The 22,065-nt window shown below is 71.5% G+C and carries 19 protein-coding genes; 12 read left to right on the forward strand and 7 right to left on the reverse strand.

Annotated features, from left to right (window positions below):
• The first annotated feature begins 105 nt into the window (after positions 1-105).
• Positions 106-1,086: an ATP-binding cassette domain-containing protein gene (locus tag OH804_RS14830; RefSeq protein WP_406065800.1), complete on the forward strand. Its 981-nt coding sequence runs from the start codon at positions 106-108 to the stop codon at positions 1,084-1,086.
• Entirely contained in the window at positions 1,083-1,910 is an 828-nt protein-coding gene (locus tag OH804_RS14835; RefSeq protein WP_406065802.1) for an ABC transporter permease, read from the forward strand. Before OH804_RS14830 ends, OH804_RS14835 begins: the two co-directional genes overlap by 4 nt.
• On the opposite strand, the gene OH804_RS14840 is transcribed toward OH804_RS14835, so the two are convergent.
• The gene (locus OH804_RS14840) at positions 1,911-5,090 is read right to left on the reverse strand and encodes a BTAD domain-containing putative transcriptional regulator (protein WP_406065804.1); all 3,180 of its coding nucleotides are present in this window, start codon (positions 5,088-5,090) and stop codon (positions 1,911-1,913) included.
• Positions 5,091-5,203: 113 nt separating this feature from the next.
• Here OH804_RS14840 and OH804_RS14845 point away from each other — a divergent pair, with 113 nt between their 5' ends.
• The 6 genes from OH804_RS14845 (at position 5,204) to OH804_RS14870 (ending at position 12,233) form a co-directional block, all read left to right on the forward strand.
• Entirely contained in the window at positions 5,204-6,037 is an 834-nt protein-coding gene (locus tag OH804_RS14845; protein WP_196922556.1) for an ABC transporter ATP-binding protein, read from the forward strand.
• 32 nt (positions 6,038-6,069) lie between these two features.
• Positions 6,070-7,053: an ABC transporter substrate-binding protein gene (locus OH804_RS14850; protein ID WP_406065806.1), complete on the forward strand. Its 984-nt coding sequence runs from the start codon at positions 6,070-6,072 to the stop codon at positions 7,051-7,053.
• Between the two features lie 5 nt (positions 7,054-7,058).
• The gene (locus tag OH804_RS14855; protein ID WP_406066545.1) at positions 7,059-9,158 is read left to right on the forward strand and encodes an iron ABC transporter permease; all 2,100 of its coding nucleotides are present in this window, start codon (positions 7,059-7,061) and stop codon (positions 9,156-9,158) included.
• A 27-nt stretch (positions 9,159-9,185) separates the two neighbouring features.
• Positions 9,186-10,091, forward strand: a complete 906-nt coding sequence (locus OH804_RS14860; protein WP_406065808.1) for a siderophore-interacting protein — start codon at positions 9,186-9,188, stop codon at positions 10,089-10,091.
• 132 nt (positions 10,092-10,223) lie between these two features.
• Positions 10,224-11,684, forward strand: a complete 1,461-nt coding sequence (locus OH804_RS14865; protein WP_196922553.1) for an SDR family oxidoreductase — start codon at positions 10,224-10,226, stop codon at positions 11,682-11,684.
• Between the two features lie 72 nt (positions 11,685-11,756).
• Positions 11,757-12,233 (forward strand): heme-degrading domain-containing protein, encoded by a 477-nt coding sequence (locus OH804_RS14870; protein ID WP_406065810.1) that lies wholly within the window; start codon positions 11,757-11,759, stop codon positions 12,231-12,233.
• A 45-nt stretch (positions 12,234-12,278) separates the two neighbouring features.
• Here the strand turns inward: OH804_RS14870 and OH804_RS14875 are convergent, their stop codons facing one another.
• Entirely contained in the window at positions 12,279-13,655 is a 1,377-nt protein-coding gene (locus tag OH804_RS14875; protein ID WP_406065812.1) for an FAD-dependent oxidoreductase, read from the reverse strand.
• 237 nt (positions 13,656-13,892) lie between these two features.
• Here OH804_RS14875 and OH804_RS14880 point away from each other — a divergent pair, with 237 nt between their 5' ends.
• Both OH804_RS14880 and OH804_RS14885 read left to right on the forward strand, forming a co-directional pair.
• Positions 13,893-15,278: a serine hydrolase gene (locus tag OH804_RS14880; RefSeq protein ID WP_406065814.1), complete on the forward strand. Its 1,386-nt coding sequence runs from the start codon at positions 13,893-13,895 to the stop codon at positions 15,276-15,278.
• An 85-nt stretch (positions 15,279-15,363) separates the two neighbouring features.
• Complete coding sequence (locus OH804_RS14885; protein ID WP_406065816.1) at positions 15,364-16,698, forward strand: alpha/beta hydrolase; 1,335 nt, start codon at positions 15,364-15,366, stop codon at positions 16,696-16,698.
• A 90-nt stretch (positions 16,699-16,788) separates the two neighbouring features.
• Here OH804_RS14885 and OH804_RS14890 read toward each other — a convergent pair whose 3' ends face one another.
• Together OH804_RS14890 and OH804_RS14895 are read right to left on the reverse strand one after the other, a co-directional pair.
• Positions 16,789-18,009: an MFS transporter gene (locus tag OH804_RS14890; protein ID WP_196922548.1), complete on the reverse strand. Its 1,221-nt coding sequence runs from the start codon at positions 18,007-18,009 to the stop codon at positions 16,789-16,791.
• A gap of 340 nt (positions 18,010-18,349) precedes the next feature.
• On the reverse strand, positions 18,350-18,529 hold the full coding sequence (locus OH804_RS14895) for a transposase (RefSeq protein ID WP_406065819.1): 180 nt from the start codon (positions 18,527-18,529) through the stop codon (positions 18,350-18,352).
• A gap of 49 nt (positions 18,530-18,578) precedes the next feature.
• Here OH804_RS14895 and OH804_RS14900 point away from each other — a divergent pair, with 49 nt between their 5' ends.
• Together OH804_RS14900 and OH804_RS14905 are read left to right on the forward strand one after the other, a co-directional pair.
• On the forward strand, positions 18,579-19,805 hold the full coding sequence (locus tag OH804_RS14900; RefSeq protein ID WP_406065821.1) for an RNA-guided endonuclease InsQ/TnpB family protein: 1,227 nt from the start codon (positions 18,579-18,581) through the stop codon (positions 19,803-19,805).
• A gap of 62 nt (positions 19,806-19,867) precedes the next feature.
• A complete protein-coding gene (locus OH804_RS14905; RefSeq protein WP_406065823.1) occupies positions 19,868-20,455 on the forward strand; it encodes an ROK family protein in 588 nt (195 codons plus the stop codon).
• A 54-nt stretch (positions 20,456-20,509) separates the two neighbouring features.
• Here OH804_RS14905 and OH804_RS14910 read toward each other — a convergent pair whose 3' ends face one another.
• The 3 genes from OH804_RS14910 to OH804_RS14920 form a co-directional block, all read right to left on the reverse strand.
• Positions 20,510-20,986 (reverse strand): SRPBCC family protein, encoded by a 477-nt coding sequence (locus OH804_RS14910; protein WP_406065825.1) that lies wholly within the window; start codon positions 20,984-20,986, stop codon positions 20,510-20,512.
• A 100-nt stretch (positions 20,987-21,086) separates the two neighbouring features.
• Entirely contained in the window at positions 21,087-21,470 is a 384-nt protein-coding gene (locus tag OH804_RS14915) for a MerR family transcriptional regulator (protein WP_406065827.1), read from the reverse strand.
• A gap of 111 nt (positions 21,471-21,581) precedes the next feature.
• Positions 21,582-22,034 carry a hypothetical protein gene (locus tag OH804_RS14920; RefSeq protein WP_406065829.1) on the reverse strand — a complete coding sequence of 151 codons (453 nt, stop codon included), beginning with the start codon at positions 22,032-22,034 and terminating at the stop codon, positions 21,582-21,584.
• Positions 22,035-22,065: the final 31 nt, after the last annotated feature.

The raw sequence follows: 22,065 nt of genomic DNA on the forward strand, positions 1-22,065 counted from the left end.
CGGTGTGGATGTGCATGCCTCCTCGGCGGCTCCGATGTCAGCCCGTGTCGGCCCGTGTCGGTGCCGTGTCGGTGCGGTGTCAGCCGGCCCGCGCAGACTCGGCGCATGACAGCTGACCTGGTGATCGAGGCCGAGGGCCTCGTGAAGACATTCGGGAAGACGAGGGCGCTGCAGGGCGTGGACCTCGCCGTACCCCGCGGGACGGTGCTCGGGGTGCTCGGCCCCAACGGCGCCGGTAAGACCACCGCCGTCCGCATCCTCTCCACCCTGCTCACCCCGGACGGCGGAACCGCCCGAATCAGCGGTTTCGACGTGGTACGGGACGCCGAGCGCGTCCGGCAGAGCATCGGCCTCACCGGCCAGTACGCCTCGGTCGACGAGGACCTGACCGGGCGGCAGAACCTGGAGCTGTTCGGCACCCTGCTGGAGCTGGGACGCACCGGGGCCCGGCGGCGGGCCGCCGAACTGCTCGACTGGTTCGACCTGACCGATGCCGCGAACCGGCCGGCGAAGACCTACTCCGGCGGCATGCGGCGGCGGCTGGACCTGGCCGCCAGCCTGGTCGGCTCCCCCGACGTGATCTTCCTGGACGAGCCGACGACCGGGCTCGACCCGGCCAAGCGCGAGGACATGTGGGACGTGGTCCGGTCGCTGGTCAACAGCGGCTCGACGGTGCTGCTCACCACCCAGTACCTGGAGGAGGCCGACGCGCTCGCCGACGCGATCACGGTGATCGACCACGGTCGGGTCATCGCCCACGACACCCCCGAGGGGCTCAAGCGGGTGGTCGGCGGGCAGACCCTGGAGGTCCGCCCGTCCGACCCGGCGCAGTTGCCCCGCACCGCGGAGATCCTGACCCAGGTCGGCTCCGGCGCGCAGGCCGACGAGATCCGCAAGGGGGTGCTCGCGGTGCCGGTCACCGACGACGCGGCCCTGACCGAGAGCGTCGCGCGGTTCGCCGCTGCCGGTATCGCGGTCACCGAACTCTCCCTGCACCTGCCGAGCCTCGACGAGGTGTTCTTCACCCTCACCGGGCGTACGGCGTCCGAAGACGACACCACCCGCCCCATGGAGGTCGCGGTATGAGCACTCTGACCGACACAGCGCCCCCGAGAAGCCGCGCGCTGTCGAACTCCGCGCCGAACCCTCGGCCGTTCCGGCTGATCCGGCACTCGTTGGCGCTCGCGAAGCGCAGCCTCATCAAGACCTGGCGTACGCCCGAGGCGCTCATCGACGTCACCCTGCAGCCGGTGCTGTTCCTCATCATCTTCGTGTACGTCTTCGGCGGCGCCGTCGCCGGTTCGACCCACGACTACCTGCAGTTCCTGCTGCCCGGCATCCTGGCGCAGACGATCGCGACGGGCGCCATCGCGATCGGTGTCAACCTCAACACCGACATCGCCAAGGGCATTTTCGACCGGTTCCGGTCGTTGCCGATCCCCCGCTCCGCACCACTGGTCGGCGCGGTCCTCGGCGACGTCGTCCGGTACGTGATCGTCACGGTGTCGACCCTGGCGATCGGCTACGTGATGGGTTTCCGGATCGACACCGACCCGTTCCGGGCGATCGCCGGGTGTCTGCTCGCGGTGCTGTTCGCGCTCTGCCTGAGCTGGCTGCCGGTGCTCGTGTCGATGAAGGTGCGCACCGCCGGTGCCGTGCAGGGTGTGATGTTCGCGCTGATCATGCCGCTGAGCTTCGCGTCCAATGTGTTCGTCGGTGCCGACACCCTGCCGGGCTGGATGCAGGCGTTCGTGGACGTCAACCCGATGACCCACCTGGTGGCGTCGGTGCGCGGGCTGTTCCTCGGCACCCCGCTGGGCAACCACGTCTGGTGGACGCTCGCCTGGTGCGCCGGCTTCGTGGTGCTGTTCATGCCGCTGGCGCTGCGCGCGTACCGCAAGAAGGTCTAGTCAGGCGAGCAGGTCGTCCATCAGCTCGCGGATCCGGCTGATGGCTGCGGCGGGCGGCCGCTCGCGCCACACGGTCAGCAACGGCTCACGCTCTTCCTCGTCCCCGAGGATGGCGTTGAGCCGTTCGCTGCTCCCGGTGGGGAAGAACATCTCGATGTGGGTGCCGATCCGCTTCGCGAGTACGGACAGTTCGCGGGCGGTGTCGGCGTCACCCCGGTACGCCGCGAGTTCCGCTCCGCCCGACGCCCACGCCCCGATCACCGGCAGGTCCCGTGAGGTCAGCGCGTCGTCGCGGGTGAGCGACAGCATCGCGGCGGCCTGGACGGCGACGTCGTTTCCCGGCACCGGCCGAGCCTGGGCCACCCGCAGGCAGAGGACCGCCGCCGCGGCGCGGAGCATCACGCGCGGCTGTGGCTGCGGCCCGGCCCAGCCGGCGAGGATTCGGGTCATCTCGTCGATGTGGGCGAGCGCCTCGTCGTAGCGCCCGCGCTGCCAGGCGAGGTGCGCCAGGCCGAGCAGTGCCTGCGCGGCGTCCATCTGCTCGGCCTGACCCGGTCTGGCCGTCTCGCCCAGTCGCCGCTCCGCGTCCGCGTCGCCGGTGAGTGCGAGCTGCACGTCCAGCCGGAGTCGGATCGACCGCGCGTCCTGCACGGCGCCGACCAGTTCCATGTGTTTCACGCTGCGCGTCAGCCACTCGGCCGACCGGGCATCTGCGCCCGGGACCAGGAACTGCCCGACGGCACCTGCCGCCATCGCCATGCCCCAGTGGTCGCCGACAACCTCGAAGCGGTGGTACGCCTGCTCGGCGTCACTGATCGACGTCTCCGGCTGGCCGCCGTTCTCCCGTACCGCCGCGCGGGCGAACAGCCCGAGCCCTTGCACATACGGGTCGGGGTGTGCGACCAACTCGGTCGCGCTCTTCAAGCTCTGCTCCAGATCGGACGCGTCGAAGCCGGGCAACGCCGACGCGAGAGCGGTCAGCCGGGGCGACACCTCGGCGGGCCGTTCGGCCTGGAGCGTCCGCAGGGCCCGGCGGGCGAGCACGGCGGGCCGCAGGTCGGCGCTGATGCCCGCGTTCACGCTGATCACCACACACGTCCAGGCGAGTCGGTCGGCGTTGGGCAGCGGCCGGCCGCTGGCCGTACCGCGCAGGATCGCCGACCGCAGCCGTCGCTGCGGCTCGTCGATGTGCAGCAGCCCGCGCGCCCAGGCGAGGACCTCGAGGTGCAGGCCCCGCACCGACCAGAGGTGGAACAGCGCGGTGGCGACGTCGACGGCGGCCGGCTCGTCGTCCGCTGCCATCGCCCATCGCAGGCCCGCGACCAGGTTGTCCTGCTCGGCGGCGCAACGGTGCAGCGCCTCCACCTGGCCGGGGCCGATGAAGCGGCCGGCCAGTGCGACGGCCTGCTCCCGCGCCCAGCCGACCAGGCCGGCCATGGCCTGGTCCCGGTCACCGGCCGCGTCCAGCCGGGCCTCGCCGTACTCACGGACCGTTTCAAGCATGCGGTACCGCGGCGGACCATCGCCCTCGACCAGGGTCAACAGGGACTGTTCGACGAGGGTCGCCAGGCCGCGACGTACGTCCGGGGCCTGCGCGACGGCGGCGGCGAGGTCCGCGGTGAACGGCGCGGGGATGACCGCGACCCGCTGGAGCAGATCGCGGTCGGCCTCGGCGAGCAGTTCCCTGCTCCAGTCGACGAGCGCCCACAGGCTCGCGTGCCGTTCGGGCAGGCCGCGCAGGGCGTCGTCGAGCAGCGCGAACCGGTCGGTCAGCCCGGCGAGCACATCGTCGATCGGCATGTGCCGCAGTCGCGCGGCGGCCAGTTCGAGGGCCAACGGCAGGTTGTCGAGCCGGTGGCACAGGACGAGCGCCCGCTCGGTGTCCCAGGTCGGCACGGCGCCACCGGCCCGTGCCCGGGACTCGACCAGCGCGAGCGCGTCGGCGTCCGGCAACGCGGTCAGCCGGTGCACCAACTCGCCGACCAGGCCCAGTGGGGCGCGGCTCGTCGCGAGCACCGCGACCTCCGGCGACGCCGCCGCGACCAGGTCCGCGACGACGACGGCCACCGCGTCGAGCACGTGCTCGCAGTTGTCCAGCACCACCAGCCCGTCGAGGTCCGGCGCGACGGCGCGCAGCCGCTCCTCGGGGCTGAGGACCCGCCGTTCCAGACCCAGGTTGCCGCCGGTCGCCGTGGTGTCGGCACCGCCGAGCGCGGCGAGCACAGTGGGCAGCACCTCGTCGGGCGAGCGCAGGCCAGCGAGTTCGATCACGCGTACCGCCCGCCCGGCCGCCGCCGTGCGCCTCGCCACCTCGGCGGCGAGCCGGGTCTTGCCCGCCCCGCCGGTCGCCACGATCGTCACGACGGGTGTCTCGGTGAGCGCGCCGGTGATGGCCTCGACGTCCCGCTCCCGCCCGACGAGGGCGGCCATGGCACGACGCCACGCGGCGGGCAGCGTGATCCGCGCCGGTTGCCGGGGCGGCGTCGCCGCGGGCGGAGCGGTGAGTTCGCCGCGCAGCAACGCCAGGTGGACGTCCGTGATCACGGGCGACGGGTCGGTGCCGTACCGGTCGGCCAGGTCGGTGCGCAACCGCTCGACCACCTCCAGCGCCTCCGCCTCCCGCCCCTGGGCGGCCAGCACCCTGACGAGCAGGGCGGCGGACGGCTCGTCCGGCGGCGTACGTGCGACGAGCCGGCCCAGGTCGACCTCGTCGAACGGGCCCACGCCGGCGAGTGCCGCCTGCGCGCGTAGCGCGGCGACGTCCGCGAACAGCCGGGTGTCCTCGGCGCTGACCAGCTCCGGCACCTCGGGGAACAGGGCCCGCGCCTGATCGGCCAGGCCGCGGGCGGCACGACTGTCACCGCACCTGAGCACGGTGCGCGCCTGGTCGACGAGGGCGCGCGCCTCGACCGCGTCGACGGCGATCTCCTCGGCGGGCAGCCGGTATCCGCCCGGCACCGCGACCACTGGCAACCCGAGACGGCGCACCCGGGACACGAGCGCCTGGACGGCGCCGGTCGCGTCGTCGGGTGGGGCGCCGTCCCAGACGGCGTCCACGAGCAGGTTCACGGAGACCGCCCGCCCCCGCGCGTCGACGAGCGCGCGGAGCACCGCCGTCAACCGTTCACCCCGAACGGGCTGGCCGTCGACGGCGAGTGGGCCGAGGGTGGTGATCTGCACGGACCCAGCATCCCCCACGCGCGCACGGGCCCGACGACCACCGGTCCGCCAGGCTGGTCACGGGCCCGCGGCCTACTTGACAGGCCTTGATCGGGTTAGGTTAGCCTAACCTCATGCAGAGCGAGTTGGCGTCGGTCAACGGGGAGCGCAGCCTGTCCGGCGTCGACCTCCGTCTGGGTTATCACGGTGTGCCGGTGGTGCACGGTGCGGTGATCAACCTCCGTGCGGGTGCCGTCACGGCACTGGTGGGGCCCAACGGCAGCGGCAAGTCCACGCTGCTGCGGGCCCTGGCCCGACTGCACCCGATCGAGGCCGGAACCGTGCACCTCGCCGACGGCGTCACGGCCGCCGGCCTCCCGGCCCGGGAGTTCGCCCGGCGGGTCACACTGCTCGCCCAGAGCCGGCCGGTGCCCAGCGGGGTCACCGTCCGCGACGTCGTCGGCTACGGTCGCCACCCCTACCGGGGGCGCTGGCGTACGGAGGACCCGGACGGTCCCGCCGCCATCGCCCGCGCCATGGACGTCACCGGCGTCGCCGCGATGGCCGATCGTCCCGTCGACGAACTCTCCGGGGGCGAGTTGCAGCGGGTCTGGTTGGCCACCTGCCTCGCCCAGGACACTCCGGTCCTGCTCCTCGACGAGCCCACCACGTTTCTCGACCTGCGCTACCAGGTGGAGATCCTCGACCTGGTCCGTGACCTCGCGGACGATCACGGCGTCGCCGTCGGCGTCGTGCTGCACGACCTCAACCAGGCAGCCGCCGTGGCGGACGAGGTGGTCCTGTTGCACCAGGGCCGGGTCCGCGCCACCGGCACCCCGGCAACCGTGTTCACCGAGAACGCCCTCACCGAGACCTACGGGATCCGCATCGAGGTGACCACCGATCCGGTCAGCGGACTGGTCACCACCCGCCCCGTCGGGCGGCACCAGATCCGCGCCCTGGTCTGAACACCCCTCATCCACAGCAGAGAAAGACCGTCATGACCCGTACCCGTTTCACAGCCCTCCTCGCCGTCGTGGCCGCGCTGACGCTCGGCGCCTGCGGCACCACCGAGAACGCCGCCTCCCCCGAGACCTCCGCCTCGGCGGCCAGCGGTCCGGTCACCCTCACCGACAGCCGGGGCAAGGAGATCACCCTCAAGGCACCGGCGACCAAGGTCGTCGGGCTGGAGTGGGGCGAGGTCGAGATGCTGGTCAGCCTCGGCGTCATGCCCGTCGGTGTCGCCGACCCCAAGGGCTACGGCACCTGGGTCACCTCCGCGAAGCTCGACCCGGGCGTCAAGGACGTCGGCACCCGTGGCGAGCCCAGCGTCGACTCGATCGTCGCCCTCCAGCCCGACCTCGTCGTGATGGAGGACGACCGGGGCGCCAACATGGTCAGTCAGCTGGAGAAGTTCGTGCCCGTCGTGGTCGCCAAGGGCAGTGACGCCACCGACAACCTCGGCCGGATGCGCAGCGACCTCAACATGATCGCGAAGGCGGTCGGCAAGACCACCGAGGCGGAGAAGCTGCTCGCCGACTTCGACGCGGCCATCGCCGACGGCAAGAAGAAGATCGCCGACGCGGGTGCCGGCGGCCGGCCGTTCGCCATCGCCGACGGCTGGAAGGAAGGCAGCACCGTCAGCATCCGGATGTTCGGCAAGGGCGCGCTGGTGTCCCAGATCGGCATCCAGCTCGGCCTGACCAACGCCTGGACCGGCAAGACCGATGAGGCGTGGGGCCTCGGCCAGACCGACGTCGAGGGCATGACGGTCCTCAAGGATCCGAACATGCACCTCTTCTACAACGCCTCCGACGGCGACGACGTGTTCGCCGACGGTCTCGCCGGCAACGCCATCTGGAAGTCGCTGCCCTTCGTGCGGCAGGGCAACCTGCACAAGATGCCCAACGGCATCTGGACCTTCGGCGGGCCGCTCTCCGGCAAGCAGTACATCGACGAACTCGTCAAGACGTACACGGTGTGAGCGTGCTGAACGCACCCCCACGCCCGGAGCCGGCCACCCGGCCGGCTCCGGGCGGACGCCCGGCCGCGCCCCGCGTCGCCGGTGTCTTCGTCGCCGCGATCCTGCTGCTGCTCGTGGTCGGCGCGGTACACCTCACCCAGGGCACCTCGAACGTCGGCGCCCTCGACCTGCTGCGGCTCGCCACCGGCGCCGACGACGAGGCGGCCCGCGTCCTGATCGCGTCCCGGCTGCCCCGACTGCTCGCCGGGTTGGCCATCGGCGTCGCGCTCGGGTTCGCCGGAGCGGCGTTGCAGTCGATCGCCCGCAACCCGCTCGCCTCCCCCGACACCCTCGCGGTCAACGCGGGAGCCCACCTGGCCATCGTCGCGGTCGCCGCGTTCGGCGTCTCGCTGCCCGCGCTGCCCGCCGGCGGCCTCGCCTTCTGCGGCGGGCTGGCCGCCGCCGGCCTGGTGATGGCGATGTCCTCCGGCGGGCAGGCCGGCACCACCCGGCTGATCCTCGCCGGCTCGGCGACCGCGCTGGCGCTCGGGTCGGTGACAACACTGCTGCTGCTCCTGTTCGAGCAGGCCACCATCGGGCTGTTCGCCTGGGGGAACGGCTCGCTGGTGCAGAGCGACCTGACCGCCCTGACCCAACTCGCTCCGGTGATCGTCGGCGCCGCCGTCGTGCTCGTGCTGCTCGGGCACCGCCTCGACATTCTCGCCCTCGGCGACGACACCGCCACGGTGCTCGGCCTCGACGTGCGACGCACCCGGCTCACCGTCATGGTGCTGGCCGTGCTGCTCTCCGCCGCGGCCGTCACCCTCACCGGCCCGGTCGGCTTCGTCGGCCTGTGCGCCCCGGTGATCGTCCGGCTGCTCGCCCCCGTGGTGCCGGGGGTGCACCGGCACCGCGTCCTGCTGCCGTTGTCCGGCATCGCCGGGGTCATCATCGTGCTCGGCTCCGACGTCCTGCTGAGGGCCGTGATGGGCGGGCAGGCCGGCGTCGACATCCCCACCGGCGTGGTCACCACGCTGTTCGGCGCGGCGATCCTCATCTGGCTGGCCCGCCGACACCGAGACGCGGGTCCCACCCGTCGTCCGCCCGGCGGTCACGCGGCCGTCCGCTCCGCCGCCTTCCACCGCGGCGTCGTCGCCGTCACCGCCGTCCTGACCGTCTGCGCCGTGACGGTCGGCATGTTGGCCGGTGACACCTGGGTGCTGCTCGGTGACGTCGTCAACTGGGTCAACGGCAGCACCGGGCCGGCGTACACCTTCGTGCTGGACCAGCGGTGGCCGCGCGTCGCCGCGGCGGTCCTGGCCGGCGCGGCGCTCGCGGTCGCCGGGACCACAGTGCAGGCGGTCTGCCGCAATCCGCTGGCCGAACCCGGCATCCTCGGTATCACCGCCGGCGCCGGGCTCGGCGCCGTCTCGCTGCTCACCTTCGTGCCGCTGGCCGGGGTGTGGGCCGTCTCCGGCGTCGCCGGGCTCGGCGCGATGCTGGCGTTCGCCCTGGTCTACGGCCTGGCCTGGCGCGGCGGACTGAGCTCCGACCGACTGGTGCTGATCGGTTTCGGCGCCTGGCAGGGCGGCATGGCGGTCATCACCTACCTGGTCGTCGCCTTCGACCCGTGGAACACCGGGAAGGCGCTGACCTGGCTGTCCGGCTCCACCTACGGTCGGATGCCCACCCAGGTGCTGCCGGTGCTGATCGCCCTGCTGGTGCTCACCCCGGCCGTGGTCGCCGCCCGCCGGGAACTCGACCTGATGTCGCTGGACGACGACACCCCCCGGGTGCTGGGCGTCCGTCTGGAACGCACCCGGTTGATCGCGCTGGGCGCGGCGGCGCTGCTCACCTCCACCGCCGTCTCGGCCGTCGGGGTCATCGGCTTCGTCGGCCTGGTCGCCCCGCACGCCGCGCGGGCGCTGGTCGGCGGGCGGCACTCCCGGGTGCTCCCGGTGGCCGCCCTGCTCGGCGCTGCGCTGGTCAGCATCGCCGACACCCTCGGCCGGACGGTCATCGCTCCGGCCCAGATCCCCGCCGGCCTGGTCACCGCCATGATCGGCACCCCGTACTTCGTCTGGTTGCTGTGGCGGTCCCGCGCCGTGGCGAGCACCACCCGGTAGACGCCGGCCCGAGTCGAGAGAGGCACCATGACCGAGACCCTGCCCATCGCCCCGTGGCGCGTGTTCGCCGTCACCGTCCGCGCGGTACGCCGACTCAGCCCGTCCTTCACCCGGGTGACCTTCACCGGGGCGGACCTGGACCGCTTCGCCGACAACGGTTACGACCAGCGGATCAAACTGGCGCTGCCGCTGCCCGGTCAGCGCGCGGCGACCCTGCCGGACGGCGCGGACTGGTACGCGACGTGGCGCACCCTGCCGGAGCACCAGCGCAACCCGATCCGTACCTACACCGTGCGGGCGGTCCGACCGCACCTGGCCGAGGTCGACGTCGACCTGGTGCTGCACGGCGACAGTGGTCCGGCGACGCGCTGGGCTCGGCGGGCCGGCGTCGGCGACGAGATCGCCCTGGTCGGGCCGGACGCCGGCTTCGACGGCAACCACGGCGGGGTCGAGTTTCGACAGTCCACGGGCGCCCCTCTGCTGCTGGCCGGGGACGAGACCGCCGTGCCGGCGATCAGCGGCATCTGTGAGCGGCTACCCCTCGACGCCCGGGGCATCGTCGTGTTGGAGGTGCCCGACGCCGCCGACGTGTTGCCGCTGGTGACGCCCCCCGGCGTCGGGGTTCGCTGGCTGGCCCGGGGCACCGACGGTCACGGCAGCCGACTGGTGCCCGCCGTCGTCGCCGCGGCCGGGGAGCTGCTGGCCCCCGGCGCGTCGACCGCCGCCCAGCCCGTGCCGGACGTGGACGTGGACACCGAGATCCTCTGGGAGGTGCCCGAGGTGGTGGCCTCGGCGCCGCTCTACGCGTGGCTGGCCGGGGAGGCCGGCGTCATCCGTCACCTGCGCCGGCACCTGGTCGCCGAGCGGGGTCTGGACCGGCGGGCGGTGGCCTTCATGGGCTACTGGCGTCTCGGCCAGGCCGACGCGGACTGACAGCGCCGCGAGACGCGCCACCCCGGGCAGGCCGCAAGGTGCGTCGGAGCCCGTGGGGCGCGTACCGTTTCGGGTCGGACTTGGGGCGGGCCGGCTGGAGCCGGCACGGGATACGGGACGAGACAACGACGCATGACGGTGGACAACATTACCGAAAACGGTCAAGAGGGTATTGACCGAAGCCGGCTGGAGGCCTGCCTCAGCGTCTTCGAGGCGTTGGAGGCGCTGCCCTCCGACCACCCCGACGTGGTGCGGGTGCAGCGGGCCACCGCCCGGCTCTACAAGGTGATCAAGCAGCGGCGGCGGGAGGAGCGGCGGGACGCCATCCTCGCCGCCGACCGGGCCGTGACGGAGGCCACCGCCACCGGCGCTCCGGGGCGGATCGACGACGAGACGCAGGGCATTCCGCTCGCGTCGTCAGTCGCTGGCGAGACGGCGGGCTTCCTGCACAACCCCCGCGGTTGCTACGTCTGCAAGCAGCGCTACCGCGAGGTGGACGCCTTCTACCACCAGCTCTGCCCGTCCTGCGCCGCGCTCAACCGGGAGCGCCGCGACGCCCGTACCGACCTGACCGGTCGACGTGCGCTGCTGACCGGGGGCCGGGCCAAGATCGGCATGTACATCGCGCTGCGGCTGCTGCGCGACGGCGCGCACACGACCGTGACGACGCGGTTCCCGCACGACGCGGTCCGCAGGTTCGCCGCGATGCCCGACAGCGCGGACTGGCTGCACCGGCTGCGTATCGTCGGGATCGACCTGCGCGACCCCGCCCAGGTGATCGCCCTCGCCGACGACGTCAGCAGCCAGGGCCCGCTCGACATCCTGATCAACAACGCGGCGCAGACCGTCCGCCGCTCCCCAGGGGCGTACGCGCAGCTCATCGCCGCGGAGGCCGCGGCCCTGCCGGACGGCCCGCTACCGGAGCTGATCACGTTCGCCAAGCCGGACGGGCAGGGTGGCCCGGTGGGCAGCCTGACCGCCGGACCACAGTCGACGGCGCTCACCCCGCACGCGCTCACCGCGCTGGCACTCACCAGCGGCTCGGCGTCGCCGGAACGGATCGCGGCGTCCACGGCCATCGACGCCGGCGGGCTCGTGCCCGACCTCGACTCGGTCAACAGCTGGGTGCAGCGGGTCCAGGAGGTGGACCCGGTCGAGCTGCTCGAAGTGCAGCTGTGCAACGTCACCGCGCCGTTCGTGCTGGTCAGCCGATTGCGCCCGGTGATGGCCGCCGCGTCGGCCCGCCGCAAGTACGTGGTGAACGTGTCGGCGATGGAGGGCCAGTTCGGCCGCGGTTACAAGGGGCCGGGGCACCCGCACACCAACATGGCCAAGGCTGCGCTGAACATGCTGACGCGCACCAGCGCCGAGGAGATGTTGACCGACGGCATCCTGATGACCAGCGTCGACACCGGCTGGATCACCGACGAGCGTCCGCACCCGACGAAGATGCGGCTGGCCGACGAGGGCTTCCACGCCCCCCTGGACCTGGTCGACGGGGCGGCCCGGGTGTACGACCCGATCGTCCGCGGCGAGCAGGGCGAGGACCTGTACGGCTGTTTCCTGAAGGACTACGCGCCCTGCGCCTGGTGATCGCCCGACACAAGGCGGATGACCGCCCCCGCACGACGCGGATGACCGACCCGCACCATGAGGAGAAGAAACATGTCAGCTGACCGTGAATCGTGGCCGACGCTCGACGAGCTGCTGCGCGAGGAGGACGAGCTGGAGCTCGCGGGCCTGTCCGAGACCGACGCGTACGAGCTGGGGATGCGCGCCGTCGCCGCGGCGACCGAGCAGCGGCTGCCGGTCTCGGTGGGGGTGTGGCGGGCCGGACGGCAGCTGTTCCACTGTGGCCTGCCGGGCTCGACGGCGGACAACGACGCGTGGCTGCGCCGCAAGGGGCGGGTGGTGATGCGCTTCGAGCACTCCTCGCTCTACATGGCGCGGCTGTGCCAGGACAAGCAGGTGACGCTGGCCGAGCGGTTCGGGCTGAGGGCCTCGCGGTACGCGGCGGCCGGGGGCGCGGTGCCCCTGCGCGTGCGCGGCACCGGTGTGGTGGGCTGGGTCGGCGTCTCCGGGCTGCCGCAGCTGGACGACCACCGCTTCGTGGTCGACATCCTCCGCAAGCTGCCCCGCTAGTGTGCGGTCCCGGCGGCCTCGCGACGAGGCCGCCGGGTCAGCCGCTCAGCGTGCGCGCCGATTGGCGCGCAGGGCGCCCAGGAGCACGCCGGGTCGGGCCAGCGAGCTCGGGTGCTCGCGCATGGAGACCACGTCGTTGAACCGCCGGGCGGTCGTCACATCCGTGACGGTCGCCGCGATGATCTGCCCACTGGCCCATCTGGAGAGCCGGTAGCCGCGCGGGTAGGGCCCGTCGACGTGCGGCAACGCCAGGTCCGCCGAGGTCGACAGCGACCAGGCGGCGTCGACCACCACCTTCTGGAGCGCGAGGTAGTGGCGCGCGGGCGCCCGCAGATCCGGACCGGACCGGAGGTACGTCGACAGGCAGGCCGCGTGCAGGGCCGCCGCCGTCATGCCCTGCCCGTACACCGGGTTGAACGACGCGACGGCGTCGCCGACGCTGATCAGGCCGGCCGGTAACCGCTTGAGCGCGTGGAAGTCCCGTCGCCGGCTGTCGGCGTGGTGGTAGGTCTGGACGTCACCGATCATCTCCTGGTCGGCGACCTCGCCGAACTCCGGTGGGAACTGCTCCCGCAGGCGGCGGACGAAGTCGTCGGCGGTGCGCCCCGGGCGGTCCTTGCCGTAACCGGCCATCATGGCCATCCACCGGCCGTCCTCGATGGCGAAGAACGCGGCCCCGGCCACGTCGACCGCCGCCCTGGCGGTGTTCAGTGCGAGCACGACCGTCGAGGCCGGGGTGACCTCCGGGCGACGGAACAGGGCGGTCGCGTAGTTGAGGTGCACTGTCATCCGCCGGGTGACGGGCCGGTCCCAGTCGGCCTGCTCCAGCCAGTCCGACAGTTTGCTGGACCGCCCCATGGCGTCCACCACGAGGTCGGCCCGCTCGACACCGGGCACCCCGCCGACCTCACAGCGGACCCCGCTGACCGCGGTGCCGTCGAACACGAGGCCGGTGGCGCGGGCGGTGATCGTCTTGACGTTGGGCAGCCGCAGCACCTGCTGACGGATCAGGCCCTCCAGCAGCGGCCGACTGCCCGCCAGACTGTCGGCGTCGTCGGGGACGACGACCTTCAGACGCCCGTCGAGGTAGTTGCGCCGGGCCGTGGGCGCCGCCTCGATCGCGCCGCGCGCCAGTGCCTCGTCGCGGAATCCGGGGAACAGCCGCTCCAGCTGGAAGAGGCCGCCGGGCAGCAGCGCGTGCAGCTGGGTTCCCTGGGGTACGCCGGGGCGCGCGCCGGTCACCTGCGGGTCGTCCCGGTCGATGATGACGACGGTGTCGGCGTAATCGGACAGCACCCGGGCGGCCAGCAGACCGGCGACGCTGCCGCCGACCACGACGGCCGTTCCGATCGTCGGGGACGGCTGGTCAGGGGGTCGAGCCGCGTTCAGCTCTGCGAAGACCCGGGATGGGGAGAGGGACATCGTGCTCTCCAAGGGGGTAACGAGGTTTGTGCCCTCCACGGTCACTGTCCGCGACCGTTCGCGGGCAGACCGGTGGACGGGTCGTTCGACGTAATGCCCGCCGATCGTCGCACAACCGCCCGAACGGCAACCGGCTGTGTCTGCCAGATGACCGTGTGTTGACTGATGGGCCGGAGAGGTTCGACGTTCGGACGGGTGAGGTGGCGCGCCCGAGAGCCTACTGTCACGATCTCCGGCATGCCCGTTGCGCGTCGTACTCTGCTCGGGGCCGGCCTGGCCGCCGCGACCTCCGCCCTCACCGGCTGCGGCGACAACGGCGCGTCGGGCCCCGGTTCGGCCGGTCCCGGCGACGCGGTGACCGGGACGGACGCCGCCGGGAACCGGGTCGGGTTCGGTTCGGCGGGGAACCTCAGGTCACCGTCCGCCGTACCGGGCGCGCCGGTCCCCCCGAGCGGCGGCACCCCACCAGCGGGCCAGGCTCCCTACGCGCAGGACGTGACCGCCCTGCTCCGGCGACACCTGCCAGCCACACCGCAGACGTTTCAGCACAAGGGTTTCCCCGGTGCGGTCGCCCTCGTCCTGGTGGACGGCCAGACGACTGTGCACACCGCGGTCGGCGAGGCGCTGCGCTACGGCGCGGGCCCGAAGTTGCTGACGGCGAGCCAGCGCGTCGCGATGCGCCCGGACTCCATCTTCGACCTCGCCTCGGTCACCAAGGTCTACACGGCCATCCTGCTGTTGCAGCAGGTCGACAAGGGGCAGGTCGACCTCGGCGCTCCGGTGCGTGACTACCTGCCCGCCTTCACCGGCGCGGGCAAGGAGCAGATCACTGTCGAGATGCTGCTCACCCACACCAGCGGCCTCCCCGTCGGCGCCAAGGTCACCGGCCTGCCCGACAACGCGGCCCGGTGGAACGCCGTGCTCACCACGCCGCTGGTCTCCGGCGCGGTGCCGGGCACCACGTTCCGGTATTCCAGCGTCGGGCTCATGGTCGCCGGCAAGATCGTCGAGAAGGTCACCGGTCAGCGGCTGGACCAGGCACTCCGGACCAACCTCACCAGCCCGCTCGGCCTGCGCGACACCGGCTTCAACGCCAGCAGCTGGATGTCCACCACCTCGAAGGCCAACCGACTGGTCGCCACCGACGCCCGCTCGTCCCGGGGCCTGCTGCGGGGCACCGTCCACGACGACGTCGCCAACCACCTCGGCGGCATCGCTGGCCACGCCGGCATCTTCGCCTCCGCGGCCGATCTCGCGGCCATCGGTCAGCTGCTCCTCGACGAGGGCACCTACCAGGGCAAGCGGATCCTGGCCGCGGCGACCGTGCGGCGGATGCTCAGCAACCACAACGCCGGCAAACCCGCCATCGACCCCGAGCGACCCAACCGGACCTCGGCGCACGGCCTCGGGGTCGTCCTCAACCAGAGCTGGTTCATGGGGAGGCTCGCCTCGGCCCGGACCTTCGGCCACACCGGGTTCGCCGGCCCCTCGCTGCTGGTCGCGCCGGACCGCAAACTCGTCCTGGCACTGCTCACCAACCGCGCGCATCCCAACTGGAGCTGGTCGAACCCGGACCCGGTCCGCGCCGCCGTCGGCGACCTGCTCGCCACGAAGGTCAGCTGACCGGAAGGTGTGGACCATCGCGCCGCACCCTGACACGATACTTGCGCTAGTAGTGCAAATACTTCGTCGTCCAGGTGGAGGATCGATGCACACATCTCGCCGGAGACTGCTCTCCGTGCTGGCCGGGGTCGCCCTCGCGGCCAGCCTGTCCGCCGTCGCCGTCGCCGTCCCGCGCGCCGCCGAAGCCGTCGCCCCACCGACGTACCGCCCAGTGATCTTCGTGCATGGCAGCGCCGGATCGGCGGCGCAGTTCGAGTCCCAGGCCAAACGACTGGCCAGCAACGGGTACCCGATCGACATCATCGAAGCTCACGAGTACGACTCCCCGAACATCGCGGCGATCCTGCCCCAGGTGTTCGCGGGGCTCGACGCACGGATCTCCCGCCTGCTGGCGGCCACCGGCGCGGACCGGGTGGACCTGCTCGCGCACTCGCTGGGCACCTTCGTCACGCAGGGCTACCTCAACAGTTCTCCGGAGCGTGCCGCCCGGGTCGCGCACTACGTCAACCTGGACGGACGCACCGCGACCTCCCCGCCCGGTGGTGTTCCCACGCTCGCGATCTGGGGCGAGGGCGACAGGGCCCGCACCGTCGTCGGCGCGACGAACGTGCACCTACCGGACCAGTCGCACACCCAGACCGTGTCGTCGGCCGAGTCGTTCGGCGAGATCTTCGGCTTCCTCCGGGGCCACGCGCCCGACACGACGCGAATCGTGCCGCAACTCTTCGGCACCGCCCGGGTCTCCGGCCGCGCCGTGCTCTTCCCGAGCAACGTCGGTGTCACCGGTGCGACCCTCGAGGTCTACATGGTCAGCCCACTCACCGGCGGCCGGCTCTCACACCGGCCCGCGCATCGGTTGTCGCTGGGTGGCGATGGCTCGTTCGGCCCTCTCCCGGTGCTCGCCACGGCCCGCTACGAGTTCACCCTCGTGCGCCCCGGCGCCGCGACGCACCACTTCTACGTCCAGCCGTTCCTCCGCTCTGATTCGTTCCTGCGCCTGGCGACCAGCGAGCCGGGCGAGGGCCTCAGCGCCCTGGTCGACACCAGCGACCGGCACACGGCGCTCACGATCCAACGCCAGAAGGAGTGGTGGGGCGACCAGGGTGACGCCGGCGACCACCTCTGGATCAACGGCAGGGACGTGCTGAACGCGGCGAACACACCGCGCGCCAAGAGGACGATCGGCATCTTCGCCTTCGACGACGGCAGCGATGGCGTCACGGACCTGACGAGCCCGTTGCCGGAGTTCTTCAGCCAGACCTTCATCACGGGCATGGACGTCTTCATCCCGGCGACACCGGCACACCTCGGCCTGGTCCGGATCACCGTGGGCCAACGCGGAGGCGGCTACGAGGTGATCAACGTGCCGAACTGGAGATCGAGCACCGACCGGGTGACGGTCAGCGTCGACGACTTCTGACCGCGTCTCGCGGGCGGCCCGGGGGTCGAGACGGTGGCCGGGACCGCTCGCGCGCTCGTCAGACCGTGGCCGGGACCGCTCGCGCGCTCGTCAGACCGTGGCCGGGACCCGTTCGCGCGTTCGTCGACCGACGGCGAAGCTGACCAGTCCCAGGATCAACCCGACGATTGCCAGCACGACGCCCACCCGGGCCGGCGCGAGGTAACCGAGGCCGGCGGCGATGGCGACGCTGCCCAGCGCGGCGCCCAGGCTGTTCGCGATGTTCATGGCCGACTGGTTGAGCGCCGCGCCCATCAGTTGCGCTCCCGGGGCGACGGTGATGAGGCGCGCCTGGAGGACCGGACCGAGATAGAGGCTTGTCGCACCGACCAGGAACGCGCCCACGAACAGGCCGACGCGGGACGACGCCACGAGGCTGAACACGGCGATGCTCACGATCATCGCCACGAAGCCGATGACCATGCTCCGCTGGAGGTCACGGTCCGCCAGCCAGCCACCCAGGGCGTTACCGACTGTCATTCCGAGACCCACAGCGACCAACGCCCACGGCACGGTCGCGGCGGAGAGACCGGTGACGTCGGTGGTGACCGGAGCGATGTAGGTGTTCACCGCGAAGAAGCCGGCGAAACCGACCGCGCCGGTGGCGGCGACCAGCCAGACCTGCGAGGTCCGCAGCGCCCGCAACTCGGTGGCTGGCGAGCCGTCGACCGCCGCGGCGACCTCCGGCACAACGGCCAGCACCGCCAGCAGGGTGAGCACGAAGAAGCCGGCGATGACCAGGTACGCGACCCGCCAGTCGGCGGCCTGCCCGAGCCGCGTGATGAGGGGTACGCCGACCAGGTTGCTCACTGTCAGGCCGCCCAGCACTGTGGCGAAACCACGGGCCTCGTTACCGGGACCCATCAGGGTCGCCGCGAGCAGACCGGCCGCACCGAAGTACGCGCCGTGCGGCAGCGCCGCCGCGAACCGGGCCACCAGCACCAGGTCGAAGGTGGGGGCGATCGCGGATGCGACAGTGCCGACGGCGAACAGCACGAGCAACCCGAGGACGAGCTTCTTGCGGGGCAGGCGCGCGCTCAACGCGGCGATCAGCGGCGCGCCGACGACCACGCCGAGCGCGTACGCGGTGATCATCCAGCCCGCCCGGGCGACAGCGTCCGACGATGACTGCGCGTACTCGTGCGGGAGCAGACCACGGGCGATGTCGGGCAGCAGGCCCATCGCCACGAACTCGGTCAGGCCGACCGCGACGCCGCCCAGTGCCAGGGCGGCCAGCGCCGCCAACCGTCGACCTCTACTCAACTCGATCACCGAAAAAATTTAGCAACAGCGTTGCGTAATAGAGTGGTGAGATGACTCGCGTCACTGCCGACGTCACCTTCCTGCGCGGCTCCCGAAATGCGGGCTAGTGTGCCGCCTTCAGGACGGCGGTGAAGCCCGCAGGAGGGCTCGCCATGGCCCGAGTGTGCCTTAGACCGGTCGGTTCTGCTGCTCGATGTACTGGCGCAGCACGGTTGACGGTGCGCGGCCAACCATTCCAGCGAAGTACGAACCGGATCACAGACGGTTGGCGTGGTAGTAGTGACGGACACGGTCGGGGAACTCTCGGTGCATCCGACTGTTGGACACCTCTTTGAGGCTGTTGATCAGCTTAGACAGCGCCACCTTGGCGGGGGTTGACGAGCAGGTGCATGTGGCTGTTCTCGCCGTTGAACTCGACCAGCTCGGTTTCGAAGTCGGCGCACATTGTCCGCATGAAGTCCTTCAGGTGGGTGAGGTGCCGGTCGGTGAACACTGTGTGCCGGTACTTCGTCACGAACCTAGTGAGCATGCATGGCGGAAACGCCGTGTCTGCCGGTGCGACGTTTCCTGAATCGGTCATGAACCAATGGCAGACTGTGGTGGTGCAGCTTCGGTACAACTACCGCGTCTATCCGACGTCTGGCCAGCAGGAAGCGTTGGCGCGGGCGTTCGGGTGTGCGCGGGTGGTGTTCAATGATGGGCTGCGCGTACGTCAGCAGGCGCGGGAGGCTGGCCTGGCGTATGTGACGGACGCCGAGCTGTCCCGGCAGGTCACGGCGGCCAAGCTCACCCCGGAGCGTGCGTGGCTGGGTGAGGTGTCGTCGGTGGTGTTGCAGCAGGCCCTCGCGGACCTGAACACCGCGTACCGCAACTTCTTCACCTCAGTTTCCGGCAGGCGTAAGGGCCGCAAGGTGGCTGCGCCTCGGTTCCGGTCGCGTAAGGACAACCGGCACGCCATCCGGTTCACGGCCAACGCCCGGTTCAAGGTGCTGGACAACGGACGGCTCAGGCTGCCGAAGATCGGCGACGTGCAGGTGCGCTGGTCGCGGACGCTGCCCGCCATGCCGACGTCGGTGACGGTGATCCGGGACGCGGCGGGTCGGTACTTCGCGTCGTTTGTCGTGCAGACCACCGACGCACCGCTGCCGGAGACGGACTGCGAGATCGGTATCGACCTGGGTCTGACGCACTTCGCGGTCATGTCCGACGGCACCAAGGTGACCGCGCCGAAGTTCCTGCGCCGCGCGGCACGCAAGCTCAAGCGGTTGCAGCAGGACCTGTCCCGCAAGACCAAGGGCAGCAACCGGCGTAAGAAGGCCGTCGTGAAGCTCGCCCGCGCCCATGCGCGGGTGGCCGACACCCGGCGGGACTGGCAGCACAAGCTGTCCACGGCGATCATCCGCGACAACCAAGCGGTGTACGTCGAGGACCTGTGCGTGAGCGGGCTTGGCCGCACGCGGCTGGCAAAGTCGGTATACGACGCCGGGTGGGCGCAGTTCACCGCCATGCTGGAGTACAAGGCAGCCCGCTACGGGCGCACCTTCGCTCGGGTGGACCGGTTCTTCCCGTCCACCCGGATGTGCTCGGACTGCGGCCGGGTCACCGACAAGATGACGCTGAATGTTCGTTCGTGGATCTGCCCGTGTGGCAGTCACCACGACCGGGATGTCAACGCCGCCAGGAACATCAGGGCCGCCGGACGGGCGGACCTCAACGACCGTGGAGCGCAGGTAAGACCGGCATCCGTGCCGGCACCGCGCAGGGAAACGGTAACCCACCGGGAGCTTGTCCCTTCGGGGACGTAGCAGACCGGAATCTTCGCCCTCCATGGCGGAGAGGACGTCAAAACCAGGCACTGGTCATAGCGGTGGGGCCCTGCTCGCACGTACGAGCGCTCGACCGTGGTCGAGGCCACCGGCCTGACACCACGGGCAGTCTCCAAGGTCATCGCCCGGCTGACCGCCGGTGGCCTGATCCCCCCGCCGGCGTCCGGCGCCCGGGCATCGGCAAGCCCCGCGATCGTCTGCGGCGCGGCCAACCGGGGGCGCACACCAACGCGGGCGAGTTCGGCCACACGGTGGTCGACCTGACCGGGCCCCGCTGCGTCTGCGGCCGGCACGGGTGCCTGGAGATCGTGCACCACCACGCCGCCGAGGCCGGGGACATCGCCCACGCCGCCCGGGTGCTGGCCGTAGGCGTCGTCAACCTGCTCCAGACCCTCGACCTCGCCCACGTGGTGCTGGCGGGCGCGGACCTCCTCCGGCACCCGCAGACCTATCTCGCGGCGGTCACCGAGGCCGTCGGGGCGGACGCGCGACGCGCGGACTGGCTCAGCACGAGGGTGGCCCTGTCCAGCCTCGGCGCGGACGTGATCGCCGCGGGCGCCGCCATGCAGGTCCTCGACCAGCACTACGGCATCCCGGAGCTGACCCATCCCTTGCTCGTTGGCAGTTGAGCAGCTCGACACGCCGAGCGACGCCCTGCTGAGCTGCCACCGATCGCAGCAGGGTCAGATCGTGGCGGGTGGTGACAGTGCCATCTTCTGCCAGTTGCGGAAGACGAAGCGGTGCACCGATTTCAGCCCGACCCAGAGCGCCGGCTCCAACGCGAGGCGGCCGTACCCACGGACCGTCACCGTCGTGGTCCGGGTGACCTGCGTGCCGCCGTCCACCTCGGTCAACTCGAACAGGTCACCGAGGTGGTCGACGAAGCGGTGGAAGTGCAGGTTCGTCGACTCCATGTGGAACGCCAGCCGGCTCGGTGGTTCCCACACCGTGATCCGCTGCCGCACCACACCCTGTTCCGAGACGCGCTGCCGGGTGGCACCGACCTCACCGGGACCATCGGGCAGCCGGCACGACGTGGGTCGGGGCGTACCCAGGTAGAACACCGGGCAGCGCGGCTGCAACTCCAGGCGCGAGTCGCAGAGCGCCGGCCACAACACGTCGGGCGGGTGGGGCATGACCCATCTGGTCCGCACGATCATGCACACACTGTAGGACGGGGATCGCAAACGACCCATCGGCAAACTGGTCGCGACACGCTCCGGCATCACCGGCCCCGGCCCCGCTGCCGGCGACGGGGACCTACGCCACCGAGGCGTCGGTGTCCGTTCGGGTGCAACCGCTGGCCGGGCTCTCGCTGAGCGCTATGACCGCGTCGAGCCGCTCGCGCGCCTGCCGGAGTTGGGTGATCTGCCGATCGATGCGGTCGCGTTCGGCGCGGAGCATGGCCCGGGACTGCGGTGTGTTGACCTTCGCGTCGACGCAGGGCAGCAGGTCCAGGATGGTTCGGCTGGACAGGCCGGCGGCGTACAGCATCTGGATCAGATACACGCGGTCGATCGCGTCGTCGAGGTAGTGACGCTGGCCGCCACTGCTCCGTGCGGCGGCCAGCAGGCCCTGCTCCTCGTAGTAGCGCAGGGCGCGTACCGACACCCCGGTCTTCGCGGCGAGCTCCCCGATCCGCATGGACCCCTCCCCCAAACCGGTGACGCCAGCCACACAGCCTTCTCCCTAACGTGCACGTCAGGTTTTACCGTAGCTCGTATACCGACTTCCAGGCGGCGACGGCGCGGTGACTCACTGGCAGACGCGCCACTCGCCGTCCTCCTTGACCAGCGCCACCCCCTGGGTGAACGCCGCACCGGTGGCCTCCTGGACCGCCTCGACCTGGACGGTCCCGGTGACCCGCCCGTTGTAGTTGTTGACGTTCACGCCGGTGATCTCGTAACTGCTGACCTTCAACTGCGCGCTCTGGATCCGGGTGAAGTCCGCCTGCGGCATCGTGTCGCGCACCCTGTCGCACAGCCGCTGGTACGCGCCCGCGTAGTTGCCTGCCTGCACGTCGTCGAGGTAGGCCGTCGCGGCCACCCGGACCGGTTCGACGGTGTCCTTGACCGAGCGGTAGAGCCAGAGGCCGACGCAGGTGCCGATCACGCAGCACAAAGCCAGTAGGGCGCCGACGACGATCAGGACCGTCCGAAGCGTCCGGTTGGGCCTCGGGTCGGAAACCATCATCGGCTCGTACGTCATGGCCCGGAGGGTAGGGCCGCCGGGCAAGCGG

The sequence above is a fragment of the Micromonospora sp. NBC_00860 genome (assembly GCF_045207375.1).
GTDB lineage: Bacteria > Actinomycetota > Actinomycetes > Mycobacteriales > Micromonosporaceae > Micromonospora > Micromonospora vinacea.

Bases quoted from the DNA above. Each gene is read 5' to 3' on its own strand.
- OH804_RS14830 (WP_406065800.1), top strand. From the start codon at position 106: ATGACAGCTGACCTGGTGATCGAGGCCGAGGGCCTCGTGAAGACATTC.
- OH804_RS14835 (WP_406065802.1), top strand. From the start codon at position 1,083: ATGAGCACTCTGACCGACACAGCGCCCCCGAGAAGCCGCGCGCTGTCG.
- OH804_RS14845 (WP_196922556.1), top strand. From the start codon at position 5,204: ATGCAGAGCGAGTTGGCGTCGGTCAACGGGGAGCGCAGCCTGTCCGGC.
- OH804_RS14850 (WP_406065806.1), top strand. From the start codon at position 6,070: ATGACCCGTACCCGTTTCACAGCCCTCCTCGCCGTCGTGGCCGCGCTG.
- OH804_RS14860 (WP_406065808.1), top strand. From the start codon at position 9,186: ATGACCGAGACCCTGCCCATCGCCCCGTGGCGCGTGTTCGCCGTCACC.
- OH804_RS14865 (WP_196922553.1), top strand. From the start codon at position 10,224: ATGACGGTGGACAACATTACCGAAAACGGTCAAGAGGGTATTGACCGA.
- OH804_RS14870 (WP_406065810.1), top strand. From the start codon at position 11,757: ATGTCAGCTGACCGTGAATCGTGGCCGACGCTCGACGAGCTGCTGCGC.
- OH804_RS14875 (WP_406065812.1), bottom strand. From the start codon at position 13,655: ATGTCCCTCTCCCCATCCCGGGTCTTCGCAGAGCTGAACGCGGCTCGA.
- OH804_RS14880 (WP_406065814.1), top strand. From the start codon at position 13,893: ATGCCCGTTGCGCGTCGTACTCTGCTCGGGGCCGGCCTGGCCGCCGCG.
- OH804_RS14885 (WP_406065816.1), top strand. From the start codon at position 15,364: ATGCACACATCTCGCCGGAGACTGCTCTCCGTGCTGGCCGGGGTCGCC.
- OH804_RS14895 (WP_406065819.1), bottom strand. From the start codon at position 18,529: ATGCTCACTAGGTTCGTGACGAAGTACCGGCACACAGTGTTCACCGAC.
- OH804_RS14900 (WP_406065821.1), top strand. From the start codon at position 18,579: ATGAACCAATGGCAGACTGTGGTGGTGCAGCTTCGGTACAACTACCGC.
- OH804_RS14910 (WP_406065825.1), bottom strand. From the start codon at position 20,986: ATGATCGTGCGGACCAGATGGGTCATGCCCCACCCGCCCGACGTGTTG.
- OH804_RS14915 (WP_406065827.1), bottom strand. From the start codon at position 21,470: ATGCGGATCGGGGAGCTCGCCGCGAAGACCGGGGTGTCGGTACGCGCC.
- OH804_RS14920 (WP_406065829.1), bottom strand. From the start codon at position 22,034: ATGACGTACGAGCCGATGATGGTTTCCGACCCGAGGCCCAACCGGACG.